Source organism: Actinomadura luzonensis (genome assembly GCF_022664455.2).
GTDB lineage: Bacteria > Actinomycetota > Actinomycetes > Streptosporangiales > Streptosporangiaceae > Nonomuraea > Nonomuraea luzonensis.
On record NZ_JAKRKC020000001.1, the window covers coordinates 5,066,508 to 5,089,980 of the forward strand.

At 73.0% G+C, this 23,473-nt stretch carries 21 protein-coding genes and 3 tRNA genes; 14 read left to right on the forward strand and 10 right to left on the reverse strand.

What is annotated here, in order from left to right; genetic code table 11:
* Positions 1-9 precede the first annotated feature (9 nt).
* From MF672_RS24120 to MF672_RS24145, 6 genes are read right to left on the reverse strand one after another with little or no spacing between them, the layout of a single operon-like run.
* On the reverse strand, positions 10-1,950 hold the full coding sequence (locus tag MF672_RS24120) for an NPCBM/NEW2 domain-containing protein (protein ID WP_242378033.1): 1,941 nt from the start codon (positions 1,948-1,950) through the stop codon (positions 10-12).
* Positions 1,951-1,962: 12 nt separating this feature from the next.
* Positions 1,963-3,507: an alkaline phosphatase D family protein gene (locus tag MF672_RS24125; RefSeq protein WP_242378035.1), complete on the reverse strand. Its 1,545-nt coding sequence runs from the start codon at positions 3,505-3,507 to the stop codon at positions 1,963-1,965.
* A gap of 10 nt (positions 3,508-3,517) precedes the next feature.
* Positions 3,518-4,819, reverse strand: a complete 1,302-nt coding sequence (locus MF672_RS24130) for an ABC transporter substrate-binding protein (RefSeq protein ID WP_242378037.1) — start codon at positions 4,817-4,819, stop codon at positions 3,518-3,520.
* Positions 4,820-4,833: 14 nt separating this feature from the next.
* Positions 4,834-5,643: a carbohydrate ABC transporter permease gene (locus MF672_RS24135; RefSeq protein ID WP_242378038.1), complete on the reverse strand. Its 810-nt coding sequence runs from the start codon at positions 5,641-5,643 to the stop codon at positions 4,834-4,836.
* Between the two features lie 6 nt (positions 5,644-5,649).
* Positions 5,650-6,585 carry a carbohydrate ABC transporter permease gene (locus tag MF672_RS24140; protein ID WP_242378039.1) on the reverse strand — a complete coding sequence of 312 codons (936 nt, stop codon included), beginning with the start codon at positions 6,583-6,585 and terminating at the stop codon, positions 5,650-5,652.
* The gene (locus MF672_RS24145) at positions 6,582-7,883 is read right to left on the reverse strand and encodes a glycoside hydrolase family 36 protein (RefSeq protein WP_242378040.1); all 1,302 of its coding nucleotides are present in this window, start codon (positions 7,881-7,883) and stop codon (positions 6,582-6,584) included. Before MF672_RS24145 ends, MF672_RS24140 begins: the two co-directional genes overlap by 4 nt.
* 125 nt (positions 7,884-8,008) lie before the next feature.
* On the opposite strand from MF672_RS24145, the gene MF672_RS24150 reads away from it, so the two are divergent.
* Positions 8,009-9,163 (forward strand): ROK family transcriptional regulator, encoded by a 1,155-nt coding sequence (locus tag MF672_RS24150; RefSeq protein WP_242378041.1) that lies wholly within the window; start codon positions 8,009-8,011, stop codon positions 9,161-9,163.
* Positions 9,164-9,198: 35 nt separating this feature from the next.
* Here the strand turns inward: MF672_RS24150 and MF672_RS24155 are convergent, their stop codons facing one another.
* Positions 9,199-10,104, reverse strand: coding sequence for a helix-turn-helix domain-containing protein (locus MF672_RS24155; RefSeq protein ID WP_242378042.1), 906 nt, complete (start codon positions 10,102-10,104; stop codon positions 9,199-9,201).
* 56 nt (positions 10,105-10,160) lie between these two features.
* Here MF672_RS24155 and MF672_RS24160 point away from each other — a divergent pair, with 56 nt between their 5' ends.
* The gene (locus tag MF672_RS24160) at positions 10,161-10,940 is read left to right on the forward strand and encodes a phytanoyl-CoA dioxygenase family protein (RefSeq protein ID WP_242378043.1); all 780 of its coding nucleotides are present in this window, start codon (positions 10,161-10,163) and stop codon (positions 10,938-10,940) included.
* 72 nt (positions 10,941-11,012) lie between these two features.
* Here MF672_RS24160 and dusB read toward each other — a convergent pair whose 3' ends face one another.
* Positions 11,013-12,122, reverse strand: a complete 1,110-nt coding sequence (dusB, locus tag MF672_RS24165; protein WP_242378044.1) for a tRNA dihydrouridine synthase DusB — start codon at positions 12,120-12,122, stop codon at positions 11,013-11,015.
* Between the two features lie 83 nt (positions 12,123-12,205).
* On the opposite strand from dusB, the gene MF672_RS24170 reads away from it, so the two are divergent.
* From MF672_RS24170 to MF672_RS24210, 9 genes are all read left to right on the forward strand, one after another.
* The gene (locus MF672_RS24170) at positions 12,206-12,841 is read left to right on the forward strand and encodes an ACT domain-containing protein (RefSeq protein WP_242378046.1); all 636 of its coding nucleotides are present in this window, start codon (positions 12,206-12,208) and stop codon (positions 12,839-12,841) included.
* Positions 12,842-12,883: 42 nt separating this feature from the next.
* Positions 12,884-12,955, forward strand: a tRNA-Gly gene (locus MF672_RS24175).
* 20 nt (positions 12,956-12,975) lie between these two features.
* A tRNA-Cys gene (locus tag MF672_RS24180) sits at positions 12,976-13,046 on the forward strand.
* 5 nt (positions 13,047-13,051) lie between these two features.
* Positions 13,052-13,126 (forward strand) — tRNA-Val (locus tag MF672_RS24185).
* Positions 13,127-13,265: 139 nt separating this feature from the next.
* Positions 13,266-14,240 carry an arabinan endo-1,5-alpha-L-arabinosidase gene (locus MF672_RS24190; protein ID WP_242378048.1) on the forward strand — a complete coding sequence of 325 codons (975 nt, stop codon included), beginning with the start codon at positions 13,266-13,268 and terminating at the stop codon, positions 14,238-14,240.
* Between the two features lie 115 nt (positions 14,241-14,355).
* Positions 14,356-15,342 (forward strand): LacI family DNA-binding transcriptional regulator, encoded by a 987-nt coding sequence (locus MF672_RS24195; RefSeq protein WP_242378075.1) that lies wholly within the window; start codon positions 14,356-14,358, stop codon positions 15,340-15,342.
* A 321-nt stretch (positions 15,343-15,663) separates the two neighbouring features.
* Positions 15,664-16,998, forward strand: coding sequence for an extracellular solute-binding protein (locus MF672_RS24200; protein WP_242378051.1), 1,335 nt, complete (start codon positions 15,664-15,666; stop codon positions 16,996-16,998).
* The gene (locus MF672_RS24205; protein ID WP_242378053.1) at positions 16,998-17,918 is read left to right on the forward strand and encodes a carbohydrate ABC transporter permease; all 921 of its coding nucleotides are present in this window, start codon (positions 16,998-17,000) and stop codon (positions 17,916-17,918) included. Before MF672_RS24200 ends, MF672_RS24205 begins: the two co-directional genes overlap by 1 nt.
* Complete coding sequence (locus MF672_RS24210) at positions 17,915-18,748, forward strand: carbohydrate ABC transporter permease (protein ID WP_242378055.1); 834 nt, start codon at positions 17,915-17,917, stop codon at positions 18,746-18,748. The genes MF672_RS24205 and MF672_RS24210 overlap by 4 nt, the downstream gene beginning before the upstream one ends.
* A 19-nt stretch (positions 18,749-18,767) precedes the next feature.
* Here MF672_RS24210 and MF672_RS24215 read toward each other — a convergent pair whose 3' ends face one another.
* Positions 18,768-19,625, reverse strand: coding sequence for a calcium-binding protein (locus MF672_RS24215; RefSeq protein ID WP_242378057.1), 858 nt, complete (start codon positions 19,623-19,625; stop codon positions 18,768-18,770).
* 104 nt (positions 19,626-19,729) lie between these two features.
* Entirely contained in the window at positions 19,730-20,230 is a 501-nt protein-coding gene (locus MF672_RS24220; protein ID WP_242378059.1) for a nitroreductase/quinone reductase family protein, read from the reverse strand.
* Positions 20,231-20,397: 167 nt separating this feature from the next.
* Here MF672_RS24220 and MF672_RS24225 point away from each other — a divergent pair, with 167 nt between their 5' ends.
* The 3 genes from MF672_RS24225 to MF672_RS24235 all read left to right on the forward strand — a co-directional run bounded on the left by MF672_RS24225 (position 20,398) and on the right by MF672_RS24235 (position 23,454).
* Positions 20,398-21,576, forward strand: a complete 1,179-nt coding sequence (locus MF672_RS24225) for a glycosyltransferase family 4 protein (RefSeq protein WP_242378062.1) — start codon at positions 20,398-20,400, stop codon at positions 21,574-21,576.
* 115 nt (positions 21,577-21,691) lie between these two features.
* Positions 21,692-22,576, forward strand: coding sequence for a D-alanyl-D-alanine carboxypeptidase family protein (locus tag MF672_RS24230; RefSeq protein WP_242378064.1), 885 nt, complete (start codon positions 21,692-21,694; stop codon positions 22,574-22,576).
* A gap of 29 nt (positions 22,577-22,605) precedes the next feature.
* Positions 22,606-23,454, forward strand: a complete 849-nt coding sequence (locus tag MF672_RS24235) for an alpha/beta fold hydrolase (RefSeq protein WP_242378066.1) — start codon at positions 22,606-22,608, stop codon at positions 23,452-23,454.
* The last annotated feature ends 19 nt before the right edge of the window (positions 23,455-23,473 follow it).

Here is a 23,473-nt window from a genome sequence, read left to right on the forward strand (position 1 = left end):
GTGACTCCCTTACTTGCAGGTGATGGCGGCGTCGGCGAAGTCGGCGTGGTCGCTGGTGGCGTTGTCGCCGCCGTTGGTCGCGACCAGCCGCACGTAGCGGGCGCCGGTGACGTCGGCGGTGACCTTGCGGGCCGGCATGGCGCCGGTGAGCAGGCCGGAGTAGGCGACCCGGCCGCCGTCGGCCCACACCTCGAACCCGGCGGAGCCGGCCGCGCCGACCTCGTCGTCGATGCCGGCCTGGAACTCCACGGACGTGCACCGCCCGGCGGTGTAGAACTCGAGGTCGGCGGGCGCGTGCGTGCCGAGGCCCTTGGCGTACCGCACGCCCTCGACGGTGAGCGGGCGGCCGTCGCCGGCGGCCCGGTCGCCGTTGCTGGTGTCCCTCTCGACCGGCCCGAAGTAGTTGCTCGCCTTCGTCCAGGCCAGGTCGCTGAGGTAGCTGCGGCCGGGCCCGGGAGCGGTGGCGACGGCCACGACGGCGGTGGCGCGCTGCCCGGCCGCCTCGAAGGCCACCTCGTACGTGCCCGGCGCCGTCCCGGCGGGCGGGGTGAGCGCCCACGTGACGGCGAAGGTGTCGCCGCCGTCGAGCCGGGCGGTCCCGGCTGGGGTGCGGGCGGTGAGCTGCCAGCCCTGCGGCGCGGTGCCGGTCACGGTGACGTCGCGCAGGCGGGCGGTGGCCCCGGTGTTGGTGACGCGGGTGACGATCTCGCCCGCCCGGCCCGGCTCCAGCGTGGTGGGCCGGTCGTCGCCGAGCGTCTTCGGCGGGTCCGCCTCGAACGTCACCAGCGGCGGCGCGGCGTCGTGCCGCGCGGAGACCCGGTAGAGCAGCGCGGCGTGCGCGGGCACCTGGGCCGCGAGCGCGCCGGTCGTGGTGGCCACGGCGCCGGTCCACAGCTCCTCGACGCGGTGCCGGCCGGAGCCGAGCGACCAGGAGATCGTGGCGGCCCGGTCGCTCTCGTTGAACAGCGCGACCGCCCGGTCACCGCCGGCGAGCGGCTTGACCAGCACGTGGTACCAGCCGTCGCTCCTGGCCAGGCGGCCGTGCGCGCCCAGCTCGTCCTGGTCGACGGCGATCACCTCGGGGTCGGCGACGATCGCGGGCGGCGCGGCGGCCGGGTCGGCCTGCAGGACGAGCGGGGCCGCGCCCATGGCCCACAACGTGACCTGGGTGCGGTACTCGGTGGCGGTCATGCCGCCCCGGCCGGCCTGCAGCAGGTCGGGGTCGGCGTAGCTGCCGCCGCCCGCGTACTCGGCCCTGAGCTGGTTGGTCTCCCAGACGTCGGTCATGCTCGGGTAGGAGTCCGGGATGGGGCGGTTGTAGACGTTGGTGCGCCAGGTGGTGGCCTTGGCGTCCTTGCCCCACAACCACGGGACGGTGCTGCCGTCCTCGTTGTTCATGGCGAACACCACGCCGTCGCCGAGGGCCTCGCGCATGCGCGGGTAGAGGGTCTGGGCGATCTGCTGGACGTTCTGGCCGGGGAAGTCGGCGGCGGGGATGTTGCACCAGTCGTACTTGACGTAGTCCACCCCCCACTCCTTGACGCGGGCGGCGTCGGCGGCCTCGTTGCGGTAGGAGCCGGGGCCGCCGCCGCTGCACGCCTTGGTGCCCGCGGACAGGGCGAGGCCCAGCTTGAGCCCCTTGCCGTGCAGCTCGGCGGCGAGCGCGGCGATGCCGCCGGGGAAGCGGGCCGGGTCGGGGACGAGCGCGCCGTCCGCGCGCTGGGGGGCCAGCCAGCAGTCGTCGAGGATGACGTACCGGTAGCCGAGCGGGGCGAGGGCGGCGAGGCCGGCGGCGGCCTGCCGGACCGACGCCTCGGAGACCGAGCAGCCGAGCGAGCGGCTGCTCCACCCCATCGGGGGGCGGGCGGTCTCGGCGGCGGCGCTGCCGGATAACGGGACGAAGGGCAGGGCGAGGAGGGCCGCCGCGGCGGCGGCCGTGAGGGTGCGCATCGGGAAGTCCTGTCAGGCGGGGTTGAGCTGGGGACGGCCGGGCTCGATGACGAAGGAGCCGGAGGTGTAGGCGGGGGCGTACGGCTCGGTCACCCGGGACAGGGAGCGGAAGTCGACCTTCATCTCCTGCTGGGTGAGCCGGGCGCGGACGTAGCCGCGGCGGCCGTTGAAGAACTTGACGTGCGGGTTCTCGTTGAGCAGGACCTGCGTGTTCGGGTACTCGTCGAGCCCGTTGCCCGCGCTGGTGACCGAGGTGGTGACCAGCTCGACGGCGACGGACCTCGACTCGGGGTCGGCGTAGTCGCGCTTGACCTCGCCCGCCCAGTGCGAGTGCACGTCGCCGGTGAGGACGACGGCGTTGCGCCGGTAGGCGTCGATGGCGGCGGTCAGCCGGTTGCGGGAGGCGACGTAGCCGTCCCAGCCCTCGTTCGAGTACCCCTTGCCCTCGCCGTTGGTCCAGTCCATCTCCATGAGGAAGACCTGCTGGCCGAGCAGGTCCCAGGTGGCGCGGGAGTCCTTGAGCCGGGCGTCCAGCCACGTCTCCTGCTCCTGGCCGAGGATGGTCCTGTTGGGGGCGAACCGGTCGAGGCAGTCGGGGCCGACGGTGCCGCTCCTGCCGGTGCAGGCGTACAGGTCGCGGTACTGCCGGGTGTCGAGCAGGTGCAGGTTGGCCACCTCGCCCCAGCGGATGCTGCGGTGCAGCCGCAGCGCGGCGCCGTCGGGCTTCTGGGCGCGGCGCAGCGGCATGTTCTCGTAGTACGCCTGGAACGCGGCGGCGCGGCGCTGCAGGAACGGCGGGTCGGGCTGCTCGGGCACGTCGCCGGCCCAGGCGTTCTCGATGTCGTGGTCGTCCCACACCACGACCCAGGGCGCGATGGCGTGGGCGAGCTGCGAGTCGGGGTCGGCCTTGTGCTGGGCGTGCCGCAGCCGGTAGCCGGCCAGGTCGAGGCATTCGCCGCCGGCCTGGTCGCGGACGGGGTACTTGTAGTCGCCGTACTCGTAGATGTAGTCGCCGAGGAAGGCGACGAGGTCGGGCTGGTCCTCGGCCATCCGCCGGTACGGGGTGAACCAGCCGGCCTGGTAGTCGGCGCACGAGGTGAACGACAGGTTCAGCGCCCGGGAGCGGGTGCCGGGGGCGGGGGCGGTCAGCGTGCGGCCGGCCGGGCTGATCTTGCCCTCGGCGCGGAAGCGGTAGAAGTACTCCGCGCCGGGGTCGAGGCCCTCCAGCTCGACGTGCACGCTGTGCGCGGCCTCGGGCCGGGCGATTTCGGTGCCGCGGCGCACGACGTGGCGGAAGCCGTCGTCCCTGGCCAGCTCCCACTGCACGGGCACGGCCCGGGCCGGCATGCCGCCGAGCCCGTCGAGCGCGACGGGGTCCATGGCGAGGCGGGTCCACAGGACCACGCCGTCGGGGCTGGGCTCGCCGGAGGCGACGCCGAGCTGGAAGGGGTCGGACAGAGGGGCGCGGCGGGCCGCCGCGCGCACGGGGGCGGCCCCCAGTGCGGCGGTCAGGCCCAGGCTCGCGCCCCCGGCGAACAGAGAACGCCGGGTGATCATCGGGGGGTCCTTACTTGACGGTGGCGTTGCCTTCGGCGACGGCCTGGTCGGCGGCCTGCCGCGGAGAGAGTTTCCCGAGGTACATCTCGTTGAAGAGCTGGTTGAGCTTGGTCTCGAAGCCCGTGAAGCCGGTGGTGATCGGCAGCGGGAAGGTGGTGCCCTCGGCCTCCTTCGCGAACGGGGTCACGTCCACGTTCTTGGCCTTCCAGTAGTCCACGTAGCCCTGTTCGAGGCCGTTGAGCGCGGGGAAGACGTAGCCGCCGTCGGCCATGATCTTCTGCGCCTCGGCGGTGCCGAGGAACTGGGCGAGCTTCATGGCCTCCTGCGGGTGGTCGCTCTTGGCGTAGACGGCCTCGGCCAGGCCGTTGAGGTTGACGGCGCGGCCGGCCGGGCCCTCCGGCATGAGCGCGACGCCCACCTGGAACGTGGCCTCGGGCGCGACGAACGGCAGCAGCGCGTTGTTGGCGGGGAACATCGCGACCTGGCCCGCCTTGAACATGTCGGTGACCTTGCCGGTCGGCGGGTTGGTCCGGGTCGCGGGCGGCGAGACGTGGTGCTTGTTGACCAGGTCCACGCCGAACTGCAGGGCCTGGACGGCGGCCGGGTCGTTGAAGGCGTACTTGCCGAAGGGCTTGTCGACGAGCTTGCCGCCGTTGGAGACCACCCAGTTCATCCACTGCGTCTGGTAGTGGTTCCAGGAGGCGAAGCCGTAGGTCCTGACCTTGTCCGGGTCGAAGCCGGGCTCGTCCGGGTGCTTGCCGGCCTCGTCCACGGTGAGCCTGCGGGCCGTGTCGAGCAGGGTGCCGCTGCCGTCGGCGGCCCAGGTGAGCTTGTCGGGCATCTCGACGCCGGCCTTGGCGAACAGGTCCTTGTTGTAGAGCAGGCCGACGATGCCCCAGTCCTTCGGGACGCCGTACAGCTTGCCCTCGTAGGTGAAGGAGCCGACCACGGTCTGGTGGTACTTGGCGGTGTCCACCTGCACGGGGGCGAGGACGCCCTTGGTGACGAACTCGGGGAACTGGGTGGGCGTCATCCAGAACACGTCCGGGGCGCTGCCGCCGACCACGTCCGCGGTGAGCTTGGTCCAGTACTGGTCGTAGGGCAGCAGCTCGACGGTGACGTCGATGCCCGGGTTGGCCTTCTCGAAGGCCGCCATGACCTGGTCGTAGCCGGCCTTCTGCTGCTCGTCCCAGAGCCGGTAGGTCAGGGTGACCTTGCCGGGGTCTCCTCCGGTGGACGAGCAGCCGGGCAGGACGAGCATGGCGGCGCCGAGCAGCGCTCCGGCCCAGCGAATCCGGGGGGTTTGCATCATTCGCTGACCTCTTCTTACTTGAGGCCGGTGAGGACCACCGACCTGACGATGTGCTTCTGGAAGAAGATGAAGACGGCCACCATCGGCACCAGCGCGATCAGGCTGCCGGCCATCATGAGGTGGTAGTCCACGCCGATCCCCGACTTCAGGGTGGCGATCGCGACGGTGATGACGCGGGTGTCGTCGCCGCTGGTGATGATCAGCGGCCACAGGAAGCTGTTCCAGGAGGAGATGACGGTGATGATGGCGAGCGTGCCGAGCGCGGGCCGGCACAGCGGCAGCATCACGCGCAGCAGGATCGTCATCGGCCCGGCCCCGTCGATGCGGGCGGCCTCCTCCAGCCCGGCGGGCAGGGTCTTGAAGAACTGCCGCATCAGGAAGATCCCGTACGGGCTGCCGAGCAGGTACGGCACGAGCAGGCCGTACCAGGTGTTGACCAGGTCCAGCTCGCGCATGATGAGGAACAGCGGGATCATCGTGACGGCGCTCGGCACCATCATCGTGGCGACGTACAGCCAGAACAGCACGTCCCTGCCGCGGAAGCGCAGCCGGGCGAAGGCGTAGGCGGCGAAGGTGGTGAACAGCAGCTGCCCGGCCGTGAGCAGCGCCGTCATCACGACGGTGTTGAGCACGTAGCGGGGGAAGTCGCCGGCCAGCATCTCGGCCAGGTTCGCCGTGGTGGGCGGCAGGCCGGGCAGCCACGGCGCGGTCGTGCTGAGCTGCGCCTGCGTCTTGAACGCGGTCAGCACCACCAGCAGGTACGGGAACAGCGACACGAAGGCGCCGAGCGTGAGCACGGCGTACAGCAGGAAACGCTTGGCCATGGCTCCTCAGCTCAGGTCGTAGGTGGTGCGCTTGCCGAAGAAGCGGACCTGCGCCAGCGTCACGGCGAAGATGACCGCGAACAGCAGCGTCGACAGCGTGGCCGCGTAGCCGAAGTCGAACTCCTTGAACGCGGTCTGGAAGATGCGGAAGTTCAGCACCTCGGTGCTGTGGCTCGGGCCGCCGTCGGTCATCGCGTAGACCGTGTCGAACACCTGGAAGGCGCCGATCAGGTTGGTCACCGTGACGAAGAACATCGTGGGGTTCAGCAGCGGCAGCGTCACCCGCCAGAAGCGCTGGGCGGGAGTCGCGCCGTCCACGGCGGCGGCGTCGTGCAGCTCGCGCGGGATGCCCTGCAGCCCGGCCAGGAAGAACAACATGTTGTAGCCGGTGTGCTGCCAGACGCTGACCAGCGCGACGGCGGGCAGCGCCCAGGACGGGTCGGACAGCCAGTCGGGGCCGGTGACGCCGACCAGGGCGAGCGCGCTGTTGAGCGCGCCCTCGCGCGGATCGAAGATCCAGTCCCAGATGAGGCCGAGCACGATCGGCGTCGCCATCCACGGCACCACGAACAGCGACCGGTAGAGCCGCAGCCCCTTCACCCGCCGGTCGAGCAGCACCGCCAGGGCGAGGGCCAGCACGGTCTGCAAGGGGATGGACAGCAGCACGTAGCCGGCGGTGACGGCGAGCGAGTGCCAGGTCGCGCCGTCGCCGGCCAGCCGGCGGTAGTTGTCCAGCCCGGCGAACTCGGGGGCCGACAGCAGCTCCCAGTCGAACAGGCTCAGCACCAGGACGATGACCATCGGCAGCAGCAGGAACGCCACCACGCCGAAGAGGCTGGGGGCGATGAACAGGTAGGCGTGCCGGTCGCCGCCGCGCCGCGCGCGCCGGGTGGCCGGCCGCTCGCCCGCCACCAGCGCGCCGGGGGCCGTGCTGCTGGTCACGACGGCTCCGTGGCGGTGGGCACCAGCAGGCGCCGGGTGGTCTCCAGGCCCCAGGCGTCGAGAGCGGCGATCGGGTCGCTGGAGCCGCGCAGGCCGCCGCCGGCCTCGATGTGGGCCGCCCACTCCGCGCGGGCCTCCACCTCGGGCCGGACGATGAGGCAGTCCGGGTCGTTGACCCACCAGCGGGCGTGCAGGAACTCCCGCGCCGCGCCCGTCAGGCGGGCGCCGAGCTGCGACGGCTGGCTGATGTCGCCGGACCTGGGGTGCAGGGTGGGGGCGATGTCGGGGCTGACCCGCATGATGTCGACCAGGCCGATGCTGGGCAGCATCGGGGCGCCGCAGCCGTGCAGCGTGGCCCCCTCCCCCGCGCCCCGGCGGACCAGCTCCAGGCCGCGCCGGTAGGCGGCGATCGGGTCGAGGTCGTCGTGGCGGCGGCCGGGGAGGGCGCCCGCGTACAGGTAGTCGAGCTTGAAGTGGGTGATGCCCAGGGCGGCGAACGCGCGGAAGACGCCGGTCAGGTGCTCGGCCGCGCCGGGGTGGGTGACGTCGAGGACGGCGAGGTCCTGGTTCCACATGCGGCCGGCGTACGCGCCGCCGACCAGCCACTCGGGGTGCTCGTGGTACAGGCGGCTGTCGTGGCCGACCAGGAAGGGGGCGGTCCAGACGCCGGCCCGGCGGCCGGTGGCGAGGATCGCGTCCACGGCGCGCGGGAGGGAGCCGAAGCCGGGGCGCGGGTCGAGCCAGTCGCCGATGCCGGCCTCGTAGCCGTCGTCGACGAGGAACATGTCGGCGGGCAGGGCGTGGCGGGTGGCCAGCTCCAGGTTCTCCACGACGTCGGCCTCGGTGACCTTGTCCCAGTAGCCGTACCAGGTGCACCACATGGGCGGGACCGCGGGGAACGTGCGCCGCTCCGCGAGGCCGTCGGCCCAGGAGCGCAGGGCGGCGCCGAGGCCGCCCTCGGCGCGGTGGTGGCGGACCGGGCCGTCGGCCGAGATCACCAGCCGGCCGCCCTCCTCGCGGGCCCGGATCGAGGGCACCTCGTGCGGGCCGGGCGCGGACCACAGCTCCACCGAGCCGTCGCCCGGCTCGACGGCGAGCAGGCCCTCGCCCTGGAACACGCCGTCGGGGACGGGCGTGCCCGGGCGGTAGCAGAGGATCTGGATCGTCTCGTCGGCGGGCCGGGGCGGGGTCTCGTCCAGGCGGTAGGCGCCCGTGGGGCTCCACGACTGCCAGCCGTGCTCGAAGACGCGCGCGCGGCCCGGCACGTACGCGGTCTCGCCGATGTCAGCGAACGACATCAGTCCTCTTTCCTGTCAACTTACGAAGGAGCGCTTCATTAGTAGCACGGGCGCGGGCGGCACGTACAGCCCGTTGATCCCTGTCATACTGGAGAGATAAAGAGGAGACCTACCTAAGGATGGCGATGGCGGACGTACGCGGCGGCGACCTGTCCCGGCTGCGCCAGCTCAACTCGCTGACCGCCATCCGCGCGCTGCGCCGGGCGGGGCCGCTCACCCTGTCGGCACTGGCCGAGCGGACGGGCCTGTCGCGGCCGTCGATGAAGGAGGTCGCCGACGAGCTGATGGGCCTCGGCTGGGTGGAGGAGGTGCCGCCGAGCCCCGGCACCATGGGCCGGCCCGCCCGCCGCTACCGCTTCCGCGCCGACAGCGGCTACCTGGTGGGCGTCGACATAGGAGGTCACAACATCCGGGCCGCCCTGTCCGACCTGGACGGCGAGATCCTGGCCGAGACCCGGCAGCCGGTGCTGCCGGACGCGCCGCTGGAGGAGCGCCTGGCCGCCATCGAGCGGGCCGTGTCCGGCTGCCTGGCGCTGAGCCGCATCACCGTCGCCGACCTGTGGACGATCGCCGTCGGCACGATCGGCGTGATCGACGTCGAGGGCCGGGTCATCTACTCGGCCGCGGTGCCCGCCTGGCGCGACCTCGACCTCGCCGGGCGGCTGCGCGAGATGTTCCCCTGCCAGGTGCTCATCGAGAACGACAGCCGCCTGGCCACCATGGCCGAGACCCGGCGCGGCGTCGCCCGGGGCGCGGACGACGTGGTGTTCCTGCACGTCGGGCGGCGAATGGGCGCGGGCCTGGTGATCGGCGGGAAGGTGCACCGCGGGTTCGGGGCAGCGGCCGGGGAGATCTCGATGCTGCCCGAGGCGCGCTGGTTCGACGCGCCCGAGCACCTCAACACGTGCGCGTGCGTGCCGGAGGGCGTGCCGCCCGAGGACGCGGCCGGCCACACCCTGGCCGCCGCCCGCGACGGCGACCCGGCCGCCCTGGAGTGCGTCGAACGGTACGTGGACGACCTGGCCGTGGGCACCGCCGCCATGGTGCTCATCCTCGACCCGCAGATGGTGGTGCTGGGCGGCGGCTTCTCCCGCTCGGCCGACGTGCTCCTGGAGCCGCTGCGGGCGCGGCTGGAGGCGCGGTGCATGCGGATGCCGGAGGTGCGGGCGTCCACACTGGGCGACGAGTGCGTGGTCGTGGGTGCCATCGAGTACGCCGTGGACCACCTCGACGGCCAGCTCTTCCCCCTGGACCGCGGCCCCCTCCCCATCACCCGCTGACCGCCCCCGCCCCCGCCCCGGCCGGGGGCGGCGGGTCAGGGGCGGCGGAGGCGGGCGCGGTACTCGCGGGGCGGGAGGCCGTACTCGCGGCGGAAGGCCCGGCTGAAGTGGAACGGGCTGGCGAAGCCCGACGCGGCCGCCACCTGCCCGACGTCCAGGTCCGTCACCTCCAGCAGCCCGGCCGCGTGACGCAGCCGGGCCTGGCGGACCGCCCCCATCGGGGTGCCGCCGGTGCGCTCCGCGAACAGGTGGGCCAGGCGGGAGGGCGACAGGGCGACCGCGCGGGCCAGCGAGGCGACCGAGTGCGGCGCGGCGGGCCGGGCCGCGATGATCGCCAGCACCCGCCGCACCCGCTCGTCCCCCTCCTCCCCCGCCCCCTCTGGCCGGGCCGACAGCCGAGCGGACGCGGCCGCCACCACCAGCACCTCCTCCACGGCTCCCAGCACCAGCTCCCGCGCCGGCCCCGCCCACACCATCGCCGGAGCCGCCGGCGCCCCGCCCTCCGCGTCGCCCGCTGCCGCACCCCTGTCAGGCGGTCCGGCGGGCGGCATCCAGTGGGCGTCGCGGAGGGCGCGGGCGAAGGCCGCGTCGAGGCGTCCGTGCAGCTCCTCCGGCACCCCGCCCACCACGTGCAGCCCCTCACCCCGCCGGTACGGCGCCAGCCACGCCCCCCAGGTCGCCCGCGGCTGGAAGTGCACCCACCAGAACCGCCACCGCCCGGCCCCCGGCGCGACCCGGTAGTGGTGCGGCACCCCGGGCCCCAGCACCGCCAGGTCGCCGGCCCGCACGGTGACCGCGCCGCCGCCCTGCTCCACGAGCCCGGCGCCCGCCTGCGTCCACATCAGCAGCCAGCTCAGCGACCCGCCGGGCCGCCGCGTGCCGTAGCCGGGGGCCTTGTCGTAGTGGCCCACGATCATCAGCTCGGCAGCAGGAAAAGACAAGTCCGCAGCATCCACAGGCATACCGTTACCGCAGTCCGCTCCTTAGCGTGGAACGCATGAGGCTGAACGACTTCCACGAACAGGGCTACGTGCTGGTGCCCGGTCTCCTCGCCCCGGAGGAGGTGGCCGGGCTGCGCGACGCCTTCATGGCCCTCCACGCCGCGGGCCCGATCCCCGGCCACTTCACGCCCGCCCCGCAGGAGCCCGGCGCCCCGTACGACATCCTGCGCGACTACCCGCGCATCATGCACCCCCACCAGGTCAGCGACCTCGCCCTGCGCTACCTGCTGGACGCGCGCGTCGCCGCGATCCTGCGCGAGCTGCTGCAGGAGGAGCCGATAGCAGCCCAGAGCATGTTCTACTTCAAGCCGCCGGGCGCCAGGGGCCAGGCGTTGCACCAGGACAACTTCTACCTTCAGGTGGAGCCGGGCACGTGCGTCGCCGCGTGGGTGGCGCTCGACCGCGTGGACCGCGCGAACGGCGGCCTGGAGGTGGTGCCCGGCACCCACCTCATGGACCTGTTCTGCCCGGAGGACGCCGACCCCGAGGTGTCCTTCACCCGCGAGTACGTCCCGCCGCCGCCCGGCCTGGAGAAGGTCCCGGTCGACATGGAGCCCGGCGACGTGCTGTTCTTCAACGGCAGCCTGGTGCACGGCTCGGAGCCGAACACCACGGCCGACCGCTTCCGCCGCAGCTTCATCTGCCACTACGCCGGCCGCTCCGCCGAGCGCATCGCGGAGTACTACCCGACCCTCACCATGGACGGCGAGCCGGTGCGGCTGCTCCCGGCGGCCGGCGGCGGCCCCTGCGGCACGGAGATCTCCGGCCCGCACTGAGCCGGAGCCCTGGTCACGGCCCGGTCGGCTCTCCTGGTCACGAGCTGGTCAGCTCTCCTGGTCGCGGCCCGGTCAGCCGCCCGACACCTCGGACTCGGCCTCCTGCGGCACCGCGCAGTCCCACGGGTCGTCCAGCCAGCCGTCCGGCAGCAGCACCTTGGACCGCTCGCCCGACTTGCCGCGCGGCGTGTCGGTGTTGGGCGGCCACGGCTGGTCGTGCTCCAGCCTGGCCAGCCCGGCCCGCAGCCCGTCGAGCGACTCGGCCGTGGCCAGCTCGCGGCGCAGCTCGGCGCCGACGGTGAAGCCCTTGAGGTACCAGCCGACGTGCTTGCGGAAGTCGGCCACCGCGTACCGCTCGAGGTCGAAGCAGCGGGCCAGCCCCTCGGCGTGCCTGAGCATCACCGCGGCCACCTCGCCGAGCGTGGGGCGGGCCCGCTCGGGGCTGCCGTTGAAGGCGTTCTCCAGGTCCTTGAACAGCCACGGCCGCCCCAGGCAGCCGCGCCCGACCACGACGCCGTCGCAGCCGGTCTCCGCCATCATGCGCACGGCGTCGTCGGCGGACCAGATGTCGCCGTTGCCCAGCACGGGGATCTCCGGCACGGCCTCCTTCAGCCGGGCGATCGCCGCCCGGTCGGCGACCCCGCCGTAGTGCTGACGGGCGGTGCGGGCGTGCAGCGCGACGGCGGCGACGCCCTCCTCGGCGGCGATGCGGCCGGCGTCGAGGTAGGTCAGGTGGTCCTCGTCGATGCCCTTGCGCATCTTCATCGTCACGGGCAGCGCGCCGGCGTTGGCGACCGCGGCCTTGAGGATGCGGCGCAGCAGGTTGCGCTTGTACGGCAGCGCCGACCCGCCCCCGCGCCTGGTCACCTTGGGCACCGGGCAGCCGAAGTTGAGGTCGATGTGGTCGGCCAGGCCCTCCTCGGCGATCATGCGGACCGCCCGGCCCACGACGCCGGGGTCGACCCCGTAGAGCTGGATGCTCCTCGGCCGCTCGGAGTCGTCGAAGCCGATCATCCGCATCGTCTTGGGGTTGCGCTCCACCAGCCCGCGCGTGGTGATCATCTCGCACACGAACAGCCCGGCGCCCTGCTCCCTGCACAACACCCGGAACGGCGCGTTCGTGATGCCCGCCATCGGCGCCAGCACCACCGGCGGCCACACCGCGAGAGGACCAATCTTCACCCCGACAGTTGTAGCGCAGGTCAGGCCGTGACCGGTATTCGGCCGATAGGCTGGTGCCCGGCATCTTCGGCGGAGGGGGATGGATGCTTCTTCGTGTGCGCGTGACGCTGCCCGACCGGCCGGGCTCCCTGGCGCAGGTCACCAAGGTCCTGGGGGCGGCGGGGGCCGACATCACCCAGGTGACCGTCCTCGACCGCGGCGCGGGCACCGCCCTCGACGACCTCACGATCTTCTGCCCGGAGACCACCTCCCGCCAGCACCTGGTCAAGAGCCTGGAGAGCGTCGAGGACGTCGCCGTCGAAGGCGTCTGGCCGACCCGCGAGGCGCCCGGCACCTATCCTGAGCTGGAGATACTCAAGTACATCACCACGGCGGGCGACCGCGCGCTGACCACGCTCGTCGACTCGCTGCCGGTGTTGTTCAGCGCCGACTGGGCGGCCACGCTCGGCGGCGACCGCGTGCTGTACGCGAGCTGGCGCGCCCCGCAGGAGCTGGACCTCCCCGGCGAGATGCCCGCCCGCCCCACCGCCCTGACCCTCGGCGAGGGGCTGCACGTCATCCACGCCCCGCTGCCGCCGCTGGCGCTGGCCCTCGTCCTGGCCCGCTCGGAGGGCCCCGCCTTCCACCGCATCGAGGTCCACCGGCTCACGCGCATCCTGGAGATCTTCCTGAGCCTGCCCGCCACCGAGCGGAGCGTGGCCCGCCAGCTCCGCAAGTAAGCATCGGCTCCGAAAACCCGCTAGAGTTGTGAAAGCAGCAACGCGGAAGTGGCTCAGTGGTAGAGCATCACCTTGCCAAGGTGAGGGTCGCGGGTTCGAATCCCGTCTTCCGCTCGGAGCGGGTTCGAAGACTCGGTGGCGTGGCCGAGAGGCGAGGCAGCGGCCTGCAAAGCCGTCCACACGGGTTCAAATCCCGTCGCCACCTCACAAGGACGATTAGCTCAGCGGGAGAGCGCTTCCCTGACACGGAAGAGGTCACTGGTTCAATCCCAGTATCGTCCACCAGCCTTCTCCTGGCCGCGACGCACCTCGACGCGCGCGAGCTGAAAGTTTCAGCGGTGGTTGACACCGCGGGCGCGGTCGCCCAACAATCACGGGGCTTTCCTCGGCCCGCTGATGTTAGCGCTACCAGAGGAGCCCCACGATGATCCGCAGAATCCTGGCGGTCCCCGCGCCGTCGCTGAAACGGCTCGCCGGCGTGCTCTGCCTCGTGGCCTGCACGGCCATGGCGGCCGCCTACCCGGACCCGCTGCCGGTCACCGGAGCGGTGTTCGTGCACGACCCGAGCGTGGTCAGGCGGCCCGCCGGCGACTACCTGCTCGCCCACACCGGCGACAACATCGTGCTCAAGACCTCGGCCGACCGCACCGCGTGGCGCGAGGCGGGCCCGGCGTTCCCGTCGGGAGCCCCGTGGACGCGGGCGTACACGGGCGGCTCGGCCAGCCTGTGGGCGCCGGACCTCTCCTACCGCAACGGCCGCTACTACCTGTACTACTCGGCCTCCACGTTCGGCTCGAACAACTCGGCGATCTTCCTGGCCACGAGCACCACGGGCGCGTCCGGGTCGTGGACGAACCAGGGCCTGGTGATCAGCACGAGCACGTCCAGCACGTACAACGCGATCGACCCCAACCTGGTCGTGGACGACCAGGGCCGGTGGTGGCTGAGCTTCGGCTCGTTCTGGACGGGCATCAAGATGATCCCGCTGAACGCGAGCACCGGCCTGCGCTCCGGCACCGCCGTGTACGACCTGGCCCGCCGCAGCGGCGGCACCACCGCGATCGAGGCCCCGTTCATCGTCAAGCGCGGCGCCTCCTACTACCTGTACGTCTCCTGGGACGCCTGCTGCCAGGGCGCGGCCAGCACGTACCGGGTCATGGTGGGCCGCTCCACCAGCGTCACCGGCCCGTACACCGACCGCTCGGGCCGGGCGATGACCGCGGGCGGCGGCACCGAGCTGCTGGCCGGCCACGGCTCGATCCACGGCCCCGGCCACGAGGCGGTGCTGGCCGACGGCGGCGATCTGCTCTTCTACCACTGGTACGGCGACGACGGCCGGGCCCGGCTCGGCGTCAACCGGCTGGCCTACGACGCGGCGGGCTGGCCCTACGTGTCCTGACCGGACCCGGACATCCTTGCGCTGGAGATCGCGCGCTCACCCCTGTGGCCTGTTAGCGTTACCGGCAAGGGGGTGAGCCGCGGTGCGATCCAAGACCGGCAGGCCGGCGGTGCTCATGGACGTCGCCGTTCTCGCGGGGGTCTCCACGATGACCGTCTCGCGGGTGCTCAACGCGCCCGAACGGGTGCGCGCCGAGACCAGGGCGCGGGTGCTGGCCGCCGTCAAGGAGCTCGACTACCGGCCCAACCACGCCGCCCGCCAGCTCGTGACCGGCCGTTCCGGCGTGCTCGGCGTGGTCAGCATCGACACCACGCTCTACGGCCCGGCCTCCACCCTCTACAGCGTCGAGCAGGCCGCCCGGCACGCCGGCTACAACGTCAGCATCGCGAGCCTCAGCTCGCTCAACCGCACCTCCATCCGCGAGGGCGTGGAGCGCCTGCGCGCCCAGGCGGTCGACGGCGTGATCATCGTGGCGCCGCACGAGTCGGCCGCCGACGGGCTGCGCCACCTGCCGCCCGAGATGCCGGTGGTGGCGGTCGACGCCGGCGACGACATCCCCGTGCCGGTGGCCAAGGTCGACCAGCGCACCGGCGCGATCCGCGCCACCCGCCACCTGCTCAGCCTCGGTCACCACAGCGTCTGGCACGTGGCCGGGCCGGCCGACTGGCTCGACGCCAACGGCCGCATCGAGGGCTGGCGCGGCGTGCTGGAGGCCGCCGGGCGGCCGGTGCCCGAGGTGCTGCGCGGCGACTGGAGCTCGCGCTCGGGCTACCGGCTCGGCCGCCGCCTGGCCGCCGAGCCCGAGGTGACGGCGGTGTTCGTGGCCAACGACCAGATGGCGCTCGGGGTGTTGCGGGCGCTGCGCGAGGCGGGGCGGCGGGTGCCCGAGGACGTCAGCGTGGCCGGGTTCGACGACATCCCGGAGGCCGCGTACTTCTGGCCGCCGCTGACCACCGTGCGGCAGGACTTCGGCGAGGTCGGCAGGCACGCCTTCCACATGTTGCTGGAGCGGATGGCGGGCGAGGAGCCCGAGGCCCGCCGGCTCGTGGAGCCGGAGCTGGTGGTGCGCGAGAGCACCGGCCCCGCACCCAGCCATCCCTGAGCCGCCTGAGCCGCCCCTGAGCCGCCCCTGAGCCGGGCCGGACGTCCGCTCCGCGCCTGATCGCGCGCTCAGGCGCGGGCCGCGCCGGCGGCGTCACCAGGCGTGGAAACCGTTTGCCCGAGGACCCTTGACACGTTTGGTGTTACCGCTAACACTCGGGTAACCCCGCCGAAACAGCGGGCCGCGCCGCCGTCACACCCCCGGGACGGCCGTCCACCTCGCCGTGCCGCGGCACGCCCCTACTCCGCCATGACCGCCTCGATCATCCCCTTGTCAACGAGAACCTGGTCACGTTGCAGCTCGGTGAAGGAAGAGGCCACCGTGCAAGAAGGTCCCCCTCACGTCTCCCGCCGGACTCTCCTCGGCGGCAGCCTGGCGCTCGCCGGAGCGGCCGCCACGGGCTGCGCCATCCCGATGGGGCTCGGCTCGTCCCAGACCCGCGTGCGGTACTGGCACTTCCTCGGCGCCAGCGACGGCATCATCATGAACCGGATGGTCAAGGCGTTCGGCCAGGCCGAGCCGGGCGTCAGCGTCGAGGAGAACGTGCTCGCCTGGGGCGAGCCGTACTACACCAAGATCGCGATGGCCGGCTCCGGCGGGCGCTCCCCCGACCTGGCCACCTTCCACCTGGCCCGGCTGGCCGGCATCGGCGCCGGCCGGATCCTCGACCCGATCGACGTGCGGCTGCTGGAAGAGGCCGGCCTGCGCGGCTCCGACTTCTCCCCGCCGATCTGGGAGCGCGCCCACCTCGACGGCGTGCTGTACGCGATCCCGTTCGACGCCCACCCGATGGTGCAGTACTACAACACCGACATCTGCCGCAAGGCCGGCCTGCTCGGCCCGGACGGCAAGCTGCGCCCCACCAAGGGCGAGGACGAGCTGATCGCCATGCTGCGCCAGGCCAAGGACGCGATGGGCGGCAAGCCGCCGCTCGCCTTCGACGCCCTCGGCCTCGGCACGGTCGGCCCCTGGCGGGTGTGGTGGTCGCTCTACCCGCAGAGCGGCGGCGCGCTGCTGACGCCGGACGGCCGCCACATCGCGATCGACGACGGCAAGGCCCTGGCCGCGCTGCGCCTGATGGCCCGGCTCGGCACCGAAGGGCTGTGCGACTGGCGCACCGACTACGGCGCGTCGGTCGCCGCCTTCACCAACGGCCAGGCCGCGTTCCTGTGGAACGGCGACTGGGAGGTCACCGGGCTCAAGGAACGCGGCACGCCGTTCAGCATGACCCGCTTCCCCAGCGTCTTCGGCGGCGCCTCGGCGCAGGCCGACTGCCACTCGTTCGTGCTGCCGCACCAGCGCAGCCGCGACCCCGAGGTGGAGCGGGCCACGTACCGCTTCATCGCCTACCTGGTCAAGCACAGCGCCGACTGGGCGGTGGCCGGGCACGTGCCGGCGTACCTGCCGACGTTGCAGCAGCCCGCCTACCTCGCGCTGAACCCGCAGTCGGAGTACCGATCGGTCATCACCGAGGTCGCGCTCGACCCGCAGGTGTGGTTCACCGGCTCGGCGTCGCGGATGTGGCTCGAGTTCGGGGAGGCGTTCTCGCCGGTGATCAGCGGGCAGCGCTCGCCGGAGGACGGCCTGGCCGCGGCCAAGGCGTCGCTGTCCCGGCTGCTCGCCGCCCCGAACCCCTTCCCGAGGCAGGAGCGCTGATGGCCACCACCGTCGCGGCCCCCGCGGCCGCCCCGCCCGCCGCCGGGACCAAGGTCAGGCACGCCTGGACGCAGCACGGGCTGCTGTTCGTGGTGCCCTTCCTGGCCGTCTACGTGGCGTTCCTGGTCTGGCCGGTGATCCTCGGCGTGCGGATGAGCCTGTCCAGCGTCAACATCGCCGGCACCAACGACGGCTTCGTCGGCTTCGCCAACTACGCCGAGGCGTTCCGCGCGCCGCTCATGTGGCGCTCGCTCTGGAACACCCTGGTCTTCACCGCGCTCAGCACGGTGCCGCTGGTGCTGCTCGGGCTCGGGTTCGCGCTGCTGGTGCACCACCTGCGGTTCGTGCAGTGGTTGTGGCGGCTGTCGTTCTTCGGGCCGTTCCTGCTGCCGTCGGCCGTGGTGTCGCTGCTGTGGCTGCAAATGATCTACCCGCCGGGCTACGGCCTCATCAACGGCACGCTCGGCATCGACGTGTTGTGGCTGGGCGACCCGTCGGTGGCGATGTGGGCGATGGTGCTGACCACGGTCTGGTGGACGGTCGGCTTCAACTTCCTGCTCTACCTGGCCGCGCTGCAGTCGATCCCGCAGCACCTGTACGAGGCCGCCGCCATCGACGGCGCGAACGCCTGGAACCGGCTGCGCTCGATCACGCTGCCGATGCTCGGCCGCACCACCGCGCTCATCGTGGTGCTGCAGCTGCTGGCCTCGCTGAAGGTCTTCGACCAGATCTACCTGATGACCGGCGGCGGCCCGCAGGACAGCACCAGGTCCATCATCGAGTACGCCTACGACACCGGCTTCACCGGCTACCGCATCGGCTACGCCTCGGCGGTCTCCTACATCCTGTTCGCCATCATCGTCGTCGTGTCCCTGGCACAGCTCCGGCTGTTCCGCAAGCGCGCGGAGGGCTCCTCATGACCAAGCGGTTCCGTCCCGGCCAGCTCGTGCTGCTGGTGGTGGCGCTGGTGCTGGCGGCCGTCTGGCTCGCGCCGCTCGCCTGGGCCGTGGCCACCTCGCTCAAGCCCGAGACCGAGACCACGAAGCTGCCGCTGCGGTGGTTCGGCAGCGAGCTGACGCTGGACGCCTACCGGCTGGTGCTCGGCACCGGCGGCATCGTCAAGTGGGCGATCAACTCGACGGTCACGGCGGTGCTGGTGACGCTGCTGACCGTGCTGCTGTCGGCGATGGCCGCCTACGGCTTCGCCCGCACGCACTTCCGCGGCCGGCGCACGCTGCTGGCGGTGATCCTGGCCGGGATCATGGTGCCGCCGCAGGTGCTCATGGCGCCGCTGTTCGCCGAGATGGTGGCGCTCGGCCTGGTGGACACCTGGTGGTCGATCATCCTGCCGCAGGTGGCCGCGCCGCTCATCGTGTACGTGCTGTTCAAGTTCTTCCAAGACGTGCCGCCCGAGCTGGAGCAGGCGGCGTTCGTGGACGGGGCGGGCCGCTGGCGGGTGTTCTTCACCATCGTGCTGCCGCTGTCGCGGCCGGTGCTCGCCGCCGTGTCGATCTTCACCTTCATCACGACGTGGAACAACTTCCTGTGGCCGTTCCTGGTCTCCACCGACCCGAACACCATGACGCTGCCCGTGGGCCTGGCCAACGTCGTGCAGGGCACCTTCGGCCTCCGCTACGCGCAGATCATGGCGTCGGTGGTGCTGGCCGGGCTGCCGCTGCTGGTGGTGTTCGTGCTGTTCCAGCGGCAGATCGTGCGCGGGGTGGCGCACACCGGCCTGGCCGGGCAGTGACGGCCCGGCCGGGCCCCGCCTAGAACGTGATGACCTTGGTGAACTCGCAGCCGGCGAAGGTGTCGGCCGCCACCCCGCCGAGGCGGATGTCGGAGACGCAGTGGTCGCTGTCGGCGCCGCCGTCGATGGCGCCGTTGCCGTGCGCGGTGAGCTGGTCGTCGCCGCCCAGGCCCTGGACGCGGTCGGCGCCGCCGTCGCCGTCGATGACGTTCGGGCCCGCGTTGCCGATGAGCACGTCGTCGTGGTTGGTGCCCTCCAGGTTCTCCACGTCGGCGGCGATGGTGTCGCGGGCGCCCGCCGGCCCGTCGTCGGCGCTGCCGTCGTCGCCGGTCGCGCCGTCCAGGTCGGCCCGGACGCCGGTGCTGGTCGGCGGGCCCGAGTAGCCGGCCGTGTCGGAGCCCGCGCCGCCCTGCAGGACGTCGGCGCCGGCCCCGCCGATCAGCACGTCCGGGCCGGAGCCGCCGATCAGCCGGTCGTTGCCCGGGTCGCCGTTCAGCTCGGCGGGGAACGACGTGGCGTTGGTGACCACGTCGTCGCCGTCCAGCGCGCGGACGCGGATCGACGGGGAGGGCCCGATCGGGCAGCGCGCCTCGTGCGGGGTCACCAGCGTGCAGCCGGTGCCCGCGATGATCGCGGCGGCGGGGTCGGTGAGCACGTAGAAGCCGTTGGCGGCGGTGACGGTGATCTGGTCGGTCACGCCCACCGGGGCGTCGTAGCGGAGGTCTCCGAAGCCGCGGACCACGCCGGGCTGGCAGTCGCCGTAGCAGGGCTTGGCCGCGGCGGGCTGCGCCATCAGCCCGGCCGACAGCCCGGCCGACAGCAGGGCCAGCGCCGCCGCACCGCCAAGGACCCGATACTTCCCGAGAGATCTGGACATGCCGGACTCCTCTTCCTCGTGGACGGGTGCTCCTCCGGCACCCGTACACGGGGGAGGCGTTCCAGGAGGTTCCACGCCGGTCCACGTACTGGCCGGCGGGCCGGCTAACGGGGCTCGATCCGGAAGACGGGGTAGCGGGCGGCGACGCGTTCGAACGCGGCGAGCGGGGCGTCCTGCTCGACCGGGATGTGGGTGCGGCCGCCCGGGGAGCAGGCGAGGTAGCGGCGCAGGATCGGGGCGCGTTCCGGCTCGGGGACCTCGGCCAGGCGCACCGGCTCGCGGCGGCCGTGCCGCAGCGTCGCCTCGCCGCCCGCGGCGCGGACGTTGCGCGCCCACTGCGTGCCGGCGCCGAGCATCGCCACCAGGTAGCGCCCGCCCTCGTGGTCGGCGACGACGACCGGGAAGGAGATGAGGCGGCCGGTGCGCCGGCCGCGCACCTCCAGGGTGGCCAGCCGCTCCCGCTGGAGCAGGCCGGCGGCGAAGACCGCGGCCCAGAGCCGGTTGAGCGCGCGGGCCAGGCGGTTGGGGCGCCCGCCGCGGTACATCCAGCGGTCGAGCCGGTGCAGGCCGCCGCCTCCGGGGCCGGGGGTGTCGGGTGTCGTCATGCCCCCATCACCTCTCCGCGGCGCGGGCCAGGACACCGCCGAAGGTCCTCGGGTCGGGTGACGTTGGGCTCCGGCGCGCCGCCGCCTGCCGAAACGTTGCCAGGCAATTGCCAGGAACGGGCGGTAGCCTGCCGTGGCATGAACCGGCAGGCCGAGGGTCCCGCGACGTGAAGATCCGCTATCTCATGCTGCACGCGTACGGCATGGGCGGGACCATCCGCACGGTCGTCAACCAGGCCAACGCGATGGCCGCGGCCGGGCACCAGGTCGAGCTGGTCAGCGTGGTGCGGCGGCGCGAGGACCCGCAGTTCAGGCTGGACCCCCGGATCACGCTGAGCGCCCTGGTGGACCAGCGCGGCGGCCGCCGGCCCGACTCGGTGCCGCGCAGGGCGTGGCGGCGGCTGCGCGGCAAGATGGTGCCGCGCGGGGAGTTCGCCGCGGACTACTTCACCGAGGCGGTGGAGCGGGCGGTCATGGACTACTGCGCCGGGCTGCGCGACGGCGTGCTGGTCACCACGCGGCCCGCGCTGAACCTGATCTCGGCCCGCCGCACGCCGCGGAGCGTCGTGCGGGTCGCGCAGGAGCACATGAACCTGTCCGCCTACCCCGAACCGATCCTGCGGGAGATCGCCCGGCACTACGGCCGGCTCGACGCGGTCACCGTGCTGACCCGCACGAACCGGCTGGAGTACCAGCGGCTGCTGCCGCGCACCCCGATCGTGCAGATCCCGAACGCCGTGCACAAGGTGGACCAGGAGCCGTCGCAGCAGGTGAACCCGGTCGTGGTCGCGGCCGGGCGGCTGGTGCCGCAGAAGGGGTTCGACCTGCTGATCGAGGCGTTCGCGCAGGTCGTGCCCGAGCACCCGGAGTGGCGGCTGCGGATCTTCGGCGACGGGCCGCGCCGGGGCGAGCTCACGGGGCTCGTCGAGCAGCACGGGCTGGGCGGGCACGTGTCGCTGCCGGGGCGTACCGACCGGCTGGAGCGGGAGCTGAGCGACGCCTCCGTGTACGCGCTGAGCTCGCGTTTCGAGGGCCTGCCCATGGTGATGATCGAGGCCATGACGCACGCCCTGCCGGTGGTGGCCTTCGACTGCCCGACCGGCCCCGGGGACGTGCTGCGCGACGGCGTGGACGGCGTGCTCGTCCCGCCGCGCGACGTGGACGCGCTGGCCGCCGCGCTCGACCGGGTGATCGGCGACCGGCGGCTGCGGGTGCGGATGGGCCGCGAGGCGGCGAAAACCGCGCGGGCCTACGCGCCGGAGCTCGTCATGCCGCTGTGGGAGGACCTGTTCGCGCAGCTCCTGCACGGCGAACGGGTGCAGGACGACTTCTGGGGCGGCCGCTGAGAGGCGGACACCGCAAAGATCTACCCGGGCGGAACCGCCGACGCCGCCGGGCTTTCCGGACGCCTTGTCAGAATCGTTGTCAAACTCACCCCAAAACCGGCGGCAACCTGGGGTAATGCGTAACAGGAAAGCCCGCCTGGCCGCCGTGGCCGGCGCCCTGGCCCTGGCCGCGGGGCTCGTGGCGCCCGCGTACGCGGACGCGCCGGCCCCGATCACCGCTCCTCCCGCCGCCGCGCTCGACGCCCCCGTGGTGCACGGGCGGGCGGCGTACCTGCTGGACGCCTCCACCGGCAAGGTGCTGCTCGACGACGACGGCGCGGAGCGCATGCCCATCGCCAGCCTCACCAAGACGATGACCGCGTACGTGGTGCTGCGGAGCGCCCGGCCGACGGACGTCGTGAAGATCTCCGCCGCCGACGAGGAGTACGCCGAGGACGGCGGCGGCACCACCGCCGACCTGCGTCCCGGCGACCGGCTCACCGTGGGCGAGCTGCTCTACGCCCTCATGCTGCCCTCGGGGGCGGACGCCGCGCACGCCCTGGCCCGCACGTACGGGCCCGGCGTGGACGGCTTCGTCGCCAGGATGAACGCGACCGCCCGCGAGCTGGGCATGACCGACACCAGGTACGTCAACGCCGACGGCCTGCCCACCCCCGGCGGCGACGGCTGGTCCACCGCCCGCGACCAGGCCCGCCTGGCCGCCGAGGCGTTGCGGAACCCGCTGATCAGGCAGGCCGCCGGCACCCGCTACCACACGCTCGACGCCGGCCCCGGGCACGGCTCCTACGTCTGGCGCAACACCAACCGGCTGCTCGGCACGCCGGGCGCGATCGGGCTGAAGACCGGCTTCACCCGCGCGGCCGGGTACTGCCTGGCCTTCGCCGGGCAGGAGGACGGGCGCACGCTGGTGGGCGTGATCCTCGGCGAGTCCGTCTCCAGCAGGCGGTTCTCGACGGCGGAGGACCTGCTGGAGTGGGGCGCGGCCCGCGGCGCCGCCTGAGCCGCGTGCCCATGGCGCATGCTGGGGGCGTGACCGGATTCGACAGCACGTTCCTGCGGTGCCCGGAGGGCAGGCTGCGCGTGTTCACCGCCGGCGCGCGCGGCCCGGCCGTGCTGCTGCTCAGCGGCGCGGGCCTGGACAACGCGCTGCTGAGCTGGCGGCACCTCATCCCGGTGCTGGCGGCCGGGCATCGCGTGTACGCGCTCGACTGGCCGAAGCAGGGCGGCAGCGTGCCGTGGCGCGGGCGGGCGACGCACGAGCGCCTGCTGCGCTGCGTCACCGAGGTCCTCGACCACTTCGGCCTGCCCTCGGCGAGCCTGGTGGGGCTGTCGCAGGGCGGCGCGGTCGCGCTGGCGTACGCGATCGAGCATCCCGCCCGCGTGGAGCGGCTGGTCGCGCTCGCCCCGGCGGGGATCAGCGCGTTCCCGCCCGTGGTGCACCAGGCGCTCTGGCTGGTGGCCCGGCTGCCGCTGCTCAACAGGACGCTGCCGCGGCTGGTCTTCAGGAGCCGGGCGATGATCGCCCGGTTCGTGGCGCGGGAGCTGTTCGCCGGGCCCGTCGCCGACCTCGACGACGTCGTGGACGAGATCGTCGAGGAGTCCCGGCACGCCCGCGGCGGCTCCTCCGACTGGCAGAACGCCTCCATCGGCTTCCTGCGCATGCGCGTCGACCTGCGCCCGCGCCTGCCGGAGATCACCTGCCCCACCCTGCTCATCCAGGGCGACCGGGACCGGGCGGTGCGGCCCGCGCGGACCAGGGCCGCGGCGAAGCTCATCCCCGGCGCCCGGCTGGAGATCCTGCCGGGTCACGGCCACTGGGCGAACCGGCAGTCGCCCGGACGGGTCGGCGCGCTCATCGCCGGGTTCCTGAAGCCATAGACGGAATGATCTATCTGGT

What these genes read in the sequence shown, in the direction of transcription:
- MF672_RS24195 (WP_242378075.1), top strand. Translation starts at nt 14,356, where the DNA reads ATGGACGTCGCCGTTCTCGCGGGGGTCTCCACGATGACCGTCTCGCGG.
- MF672_RS24135 (WP_242378038.1), bottom strand. Translation starts at nt 5,643, where the DNA reads ATGGCCAAGCGTTTCCTGCTGTACGCCGTGCTCACGCTCGGCGCCTTC.
- MF672_RS24210 (WP_242378055.1), top strand. Translation starts at nt 17,915, where the DNA reads ATGACCAAGCGGTTCCGTCCCGGCCAGCTCGTGCTGCTGGTGGTGGCG.
- MF672_RS24150 (WP_242378041.1), top strand. Translation starts at nt 8,009, where the DNA reads ATGGCGGACGTACGCGGCGGCGACCTGTCCCGGCTGCGCCAGCTCAAC.
- MF672_RS24230 (WP_242378064.1), top strand. Translation starts at nt 21,692, where the DNA reads ATGCGTAACAGGAAAGCCCGCCTGGCCGCCGTGGCCGGCGCCCTGGCC.
- MF672_RS24145 (WP_242378040.1), bottom strand. Translation starts at nt 7,883, where the DNA reads ATGTCGTTCGCTGACATCGGCGAGACCGCGTACGTGCCGGGCCGCGCG.
- MF672_RS24160 (WP_242378043.1), top strand. Translation starts at nt 10,161, where the DNA reads ATGAGGCTGAACGACTTCCACGAACAGGGCTACGTGCTGGTGCCCGGT.
- MF672_RS24190 (WP_242378048.1), top strand. Translation starts at nt 13,266, where the DNA reads ATGATCCGCAGAATCCTGGCGGTCCCCGCGCCGTCGCTGAAACGGCTC.
- MF672_RS24125 (WP_242378035.1), bottom strand. Translation starts at nt 3,507, where the DNA reads ATGATCACCCGGCGTTCTCTGTTCGCCGGGGGCGCGAGCCTGGGCCTG.
- MF672_RS24220 (WP_242378059.1), bottom strand. Translation starts at nt 20,230, where the DNA reads ATGACGACACCCGACACCCCCGGCCCCGGAGGCGGCGGCCTGCACCGG.
- MF672_RS24215 (WP_242378057.1), bottom strand. Translation starts at nt 19,625, where the DNA reads ATGTCCAGATCTCTCGGGAAGTATCGGGTCCTTGGCGGTGCGGCGGCG.
- MF672_RS24205 (WP_242378053.1), top strand. Translation starts at nt 16,998, where the DNA reads ATGGCCACCACCGTCGCGGCCCCCGCGGCCGCCCCGCCCGCCGCCGGG.
- MF672_RS24170 (WP_242378046.1), top strand. Translation starts at nt 12,206, where the DNA reads ATGCTTCTTCGTGTGCGCGTGACGCTGCCCGACCGGCCGGGCTCCCTG.
- MF672_RS24120 (WP_242378033.1), bottom strand. Translation starts at nt 1,950, where the DNA reads ATGCGCACCCTCACGGCCGCCGCCGCGGCGGCCCTCCTCGCCCTGCCC.
- MF672_RS24130 (WP_242378037.1), bottom strand. Translation starts at nt 4,819, where the DNA reads ATGATGCAAACCCCCCGGATTCGCTGGGCCGGAGCGCTGCTCGGCGCC.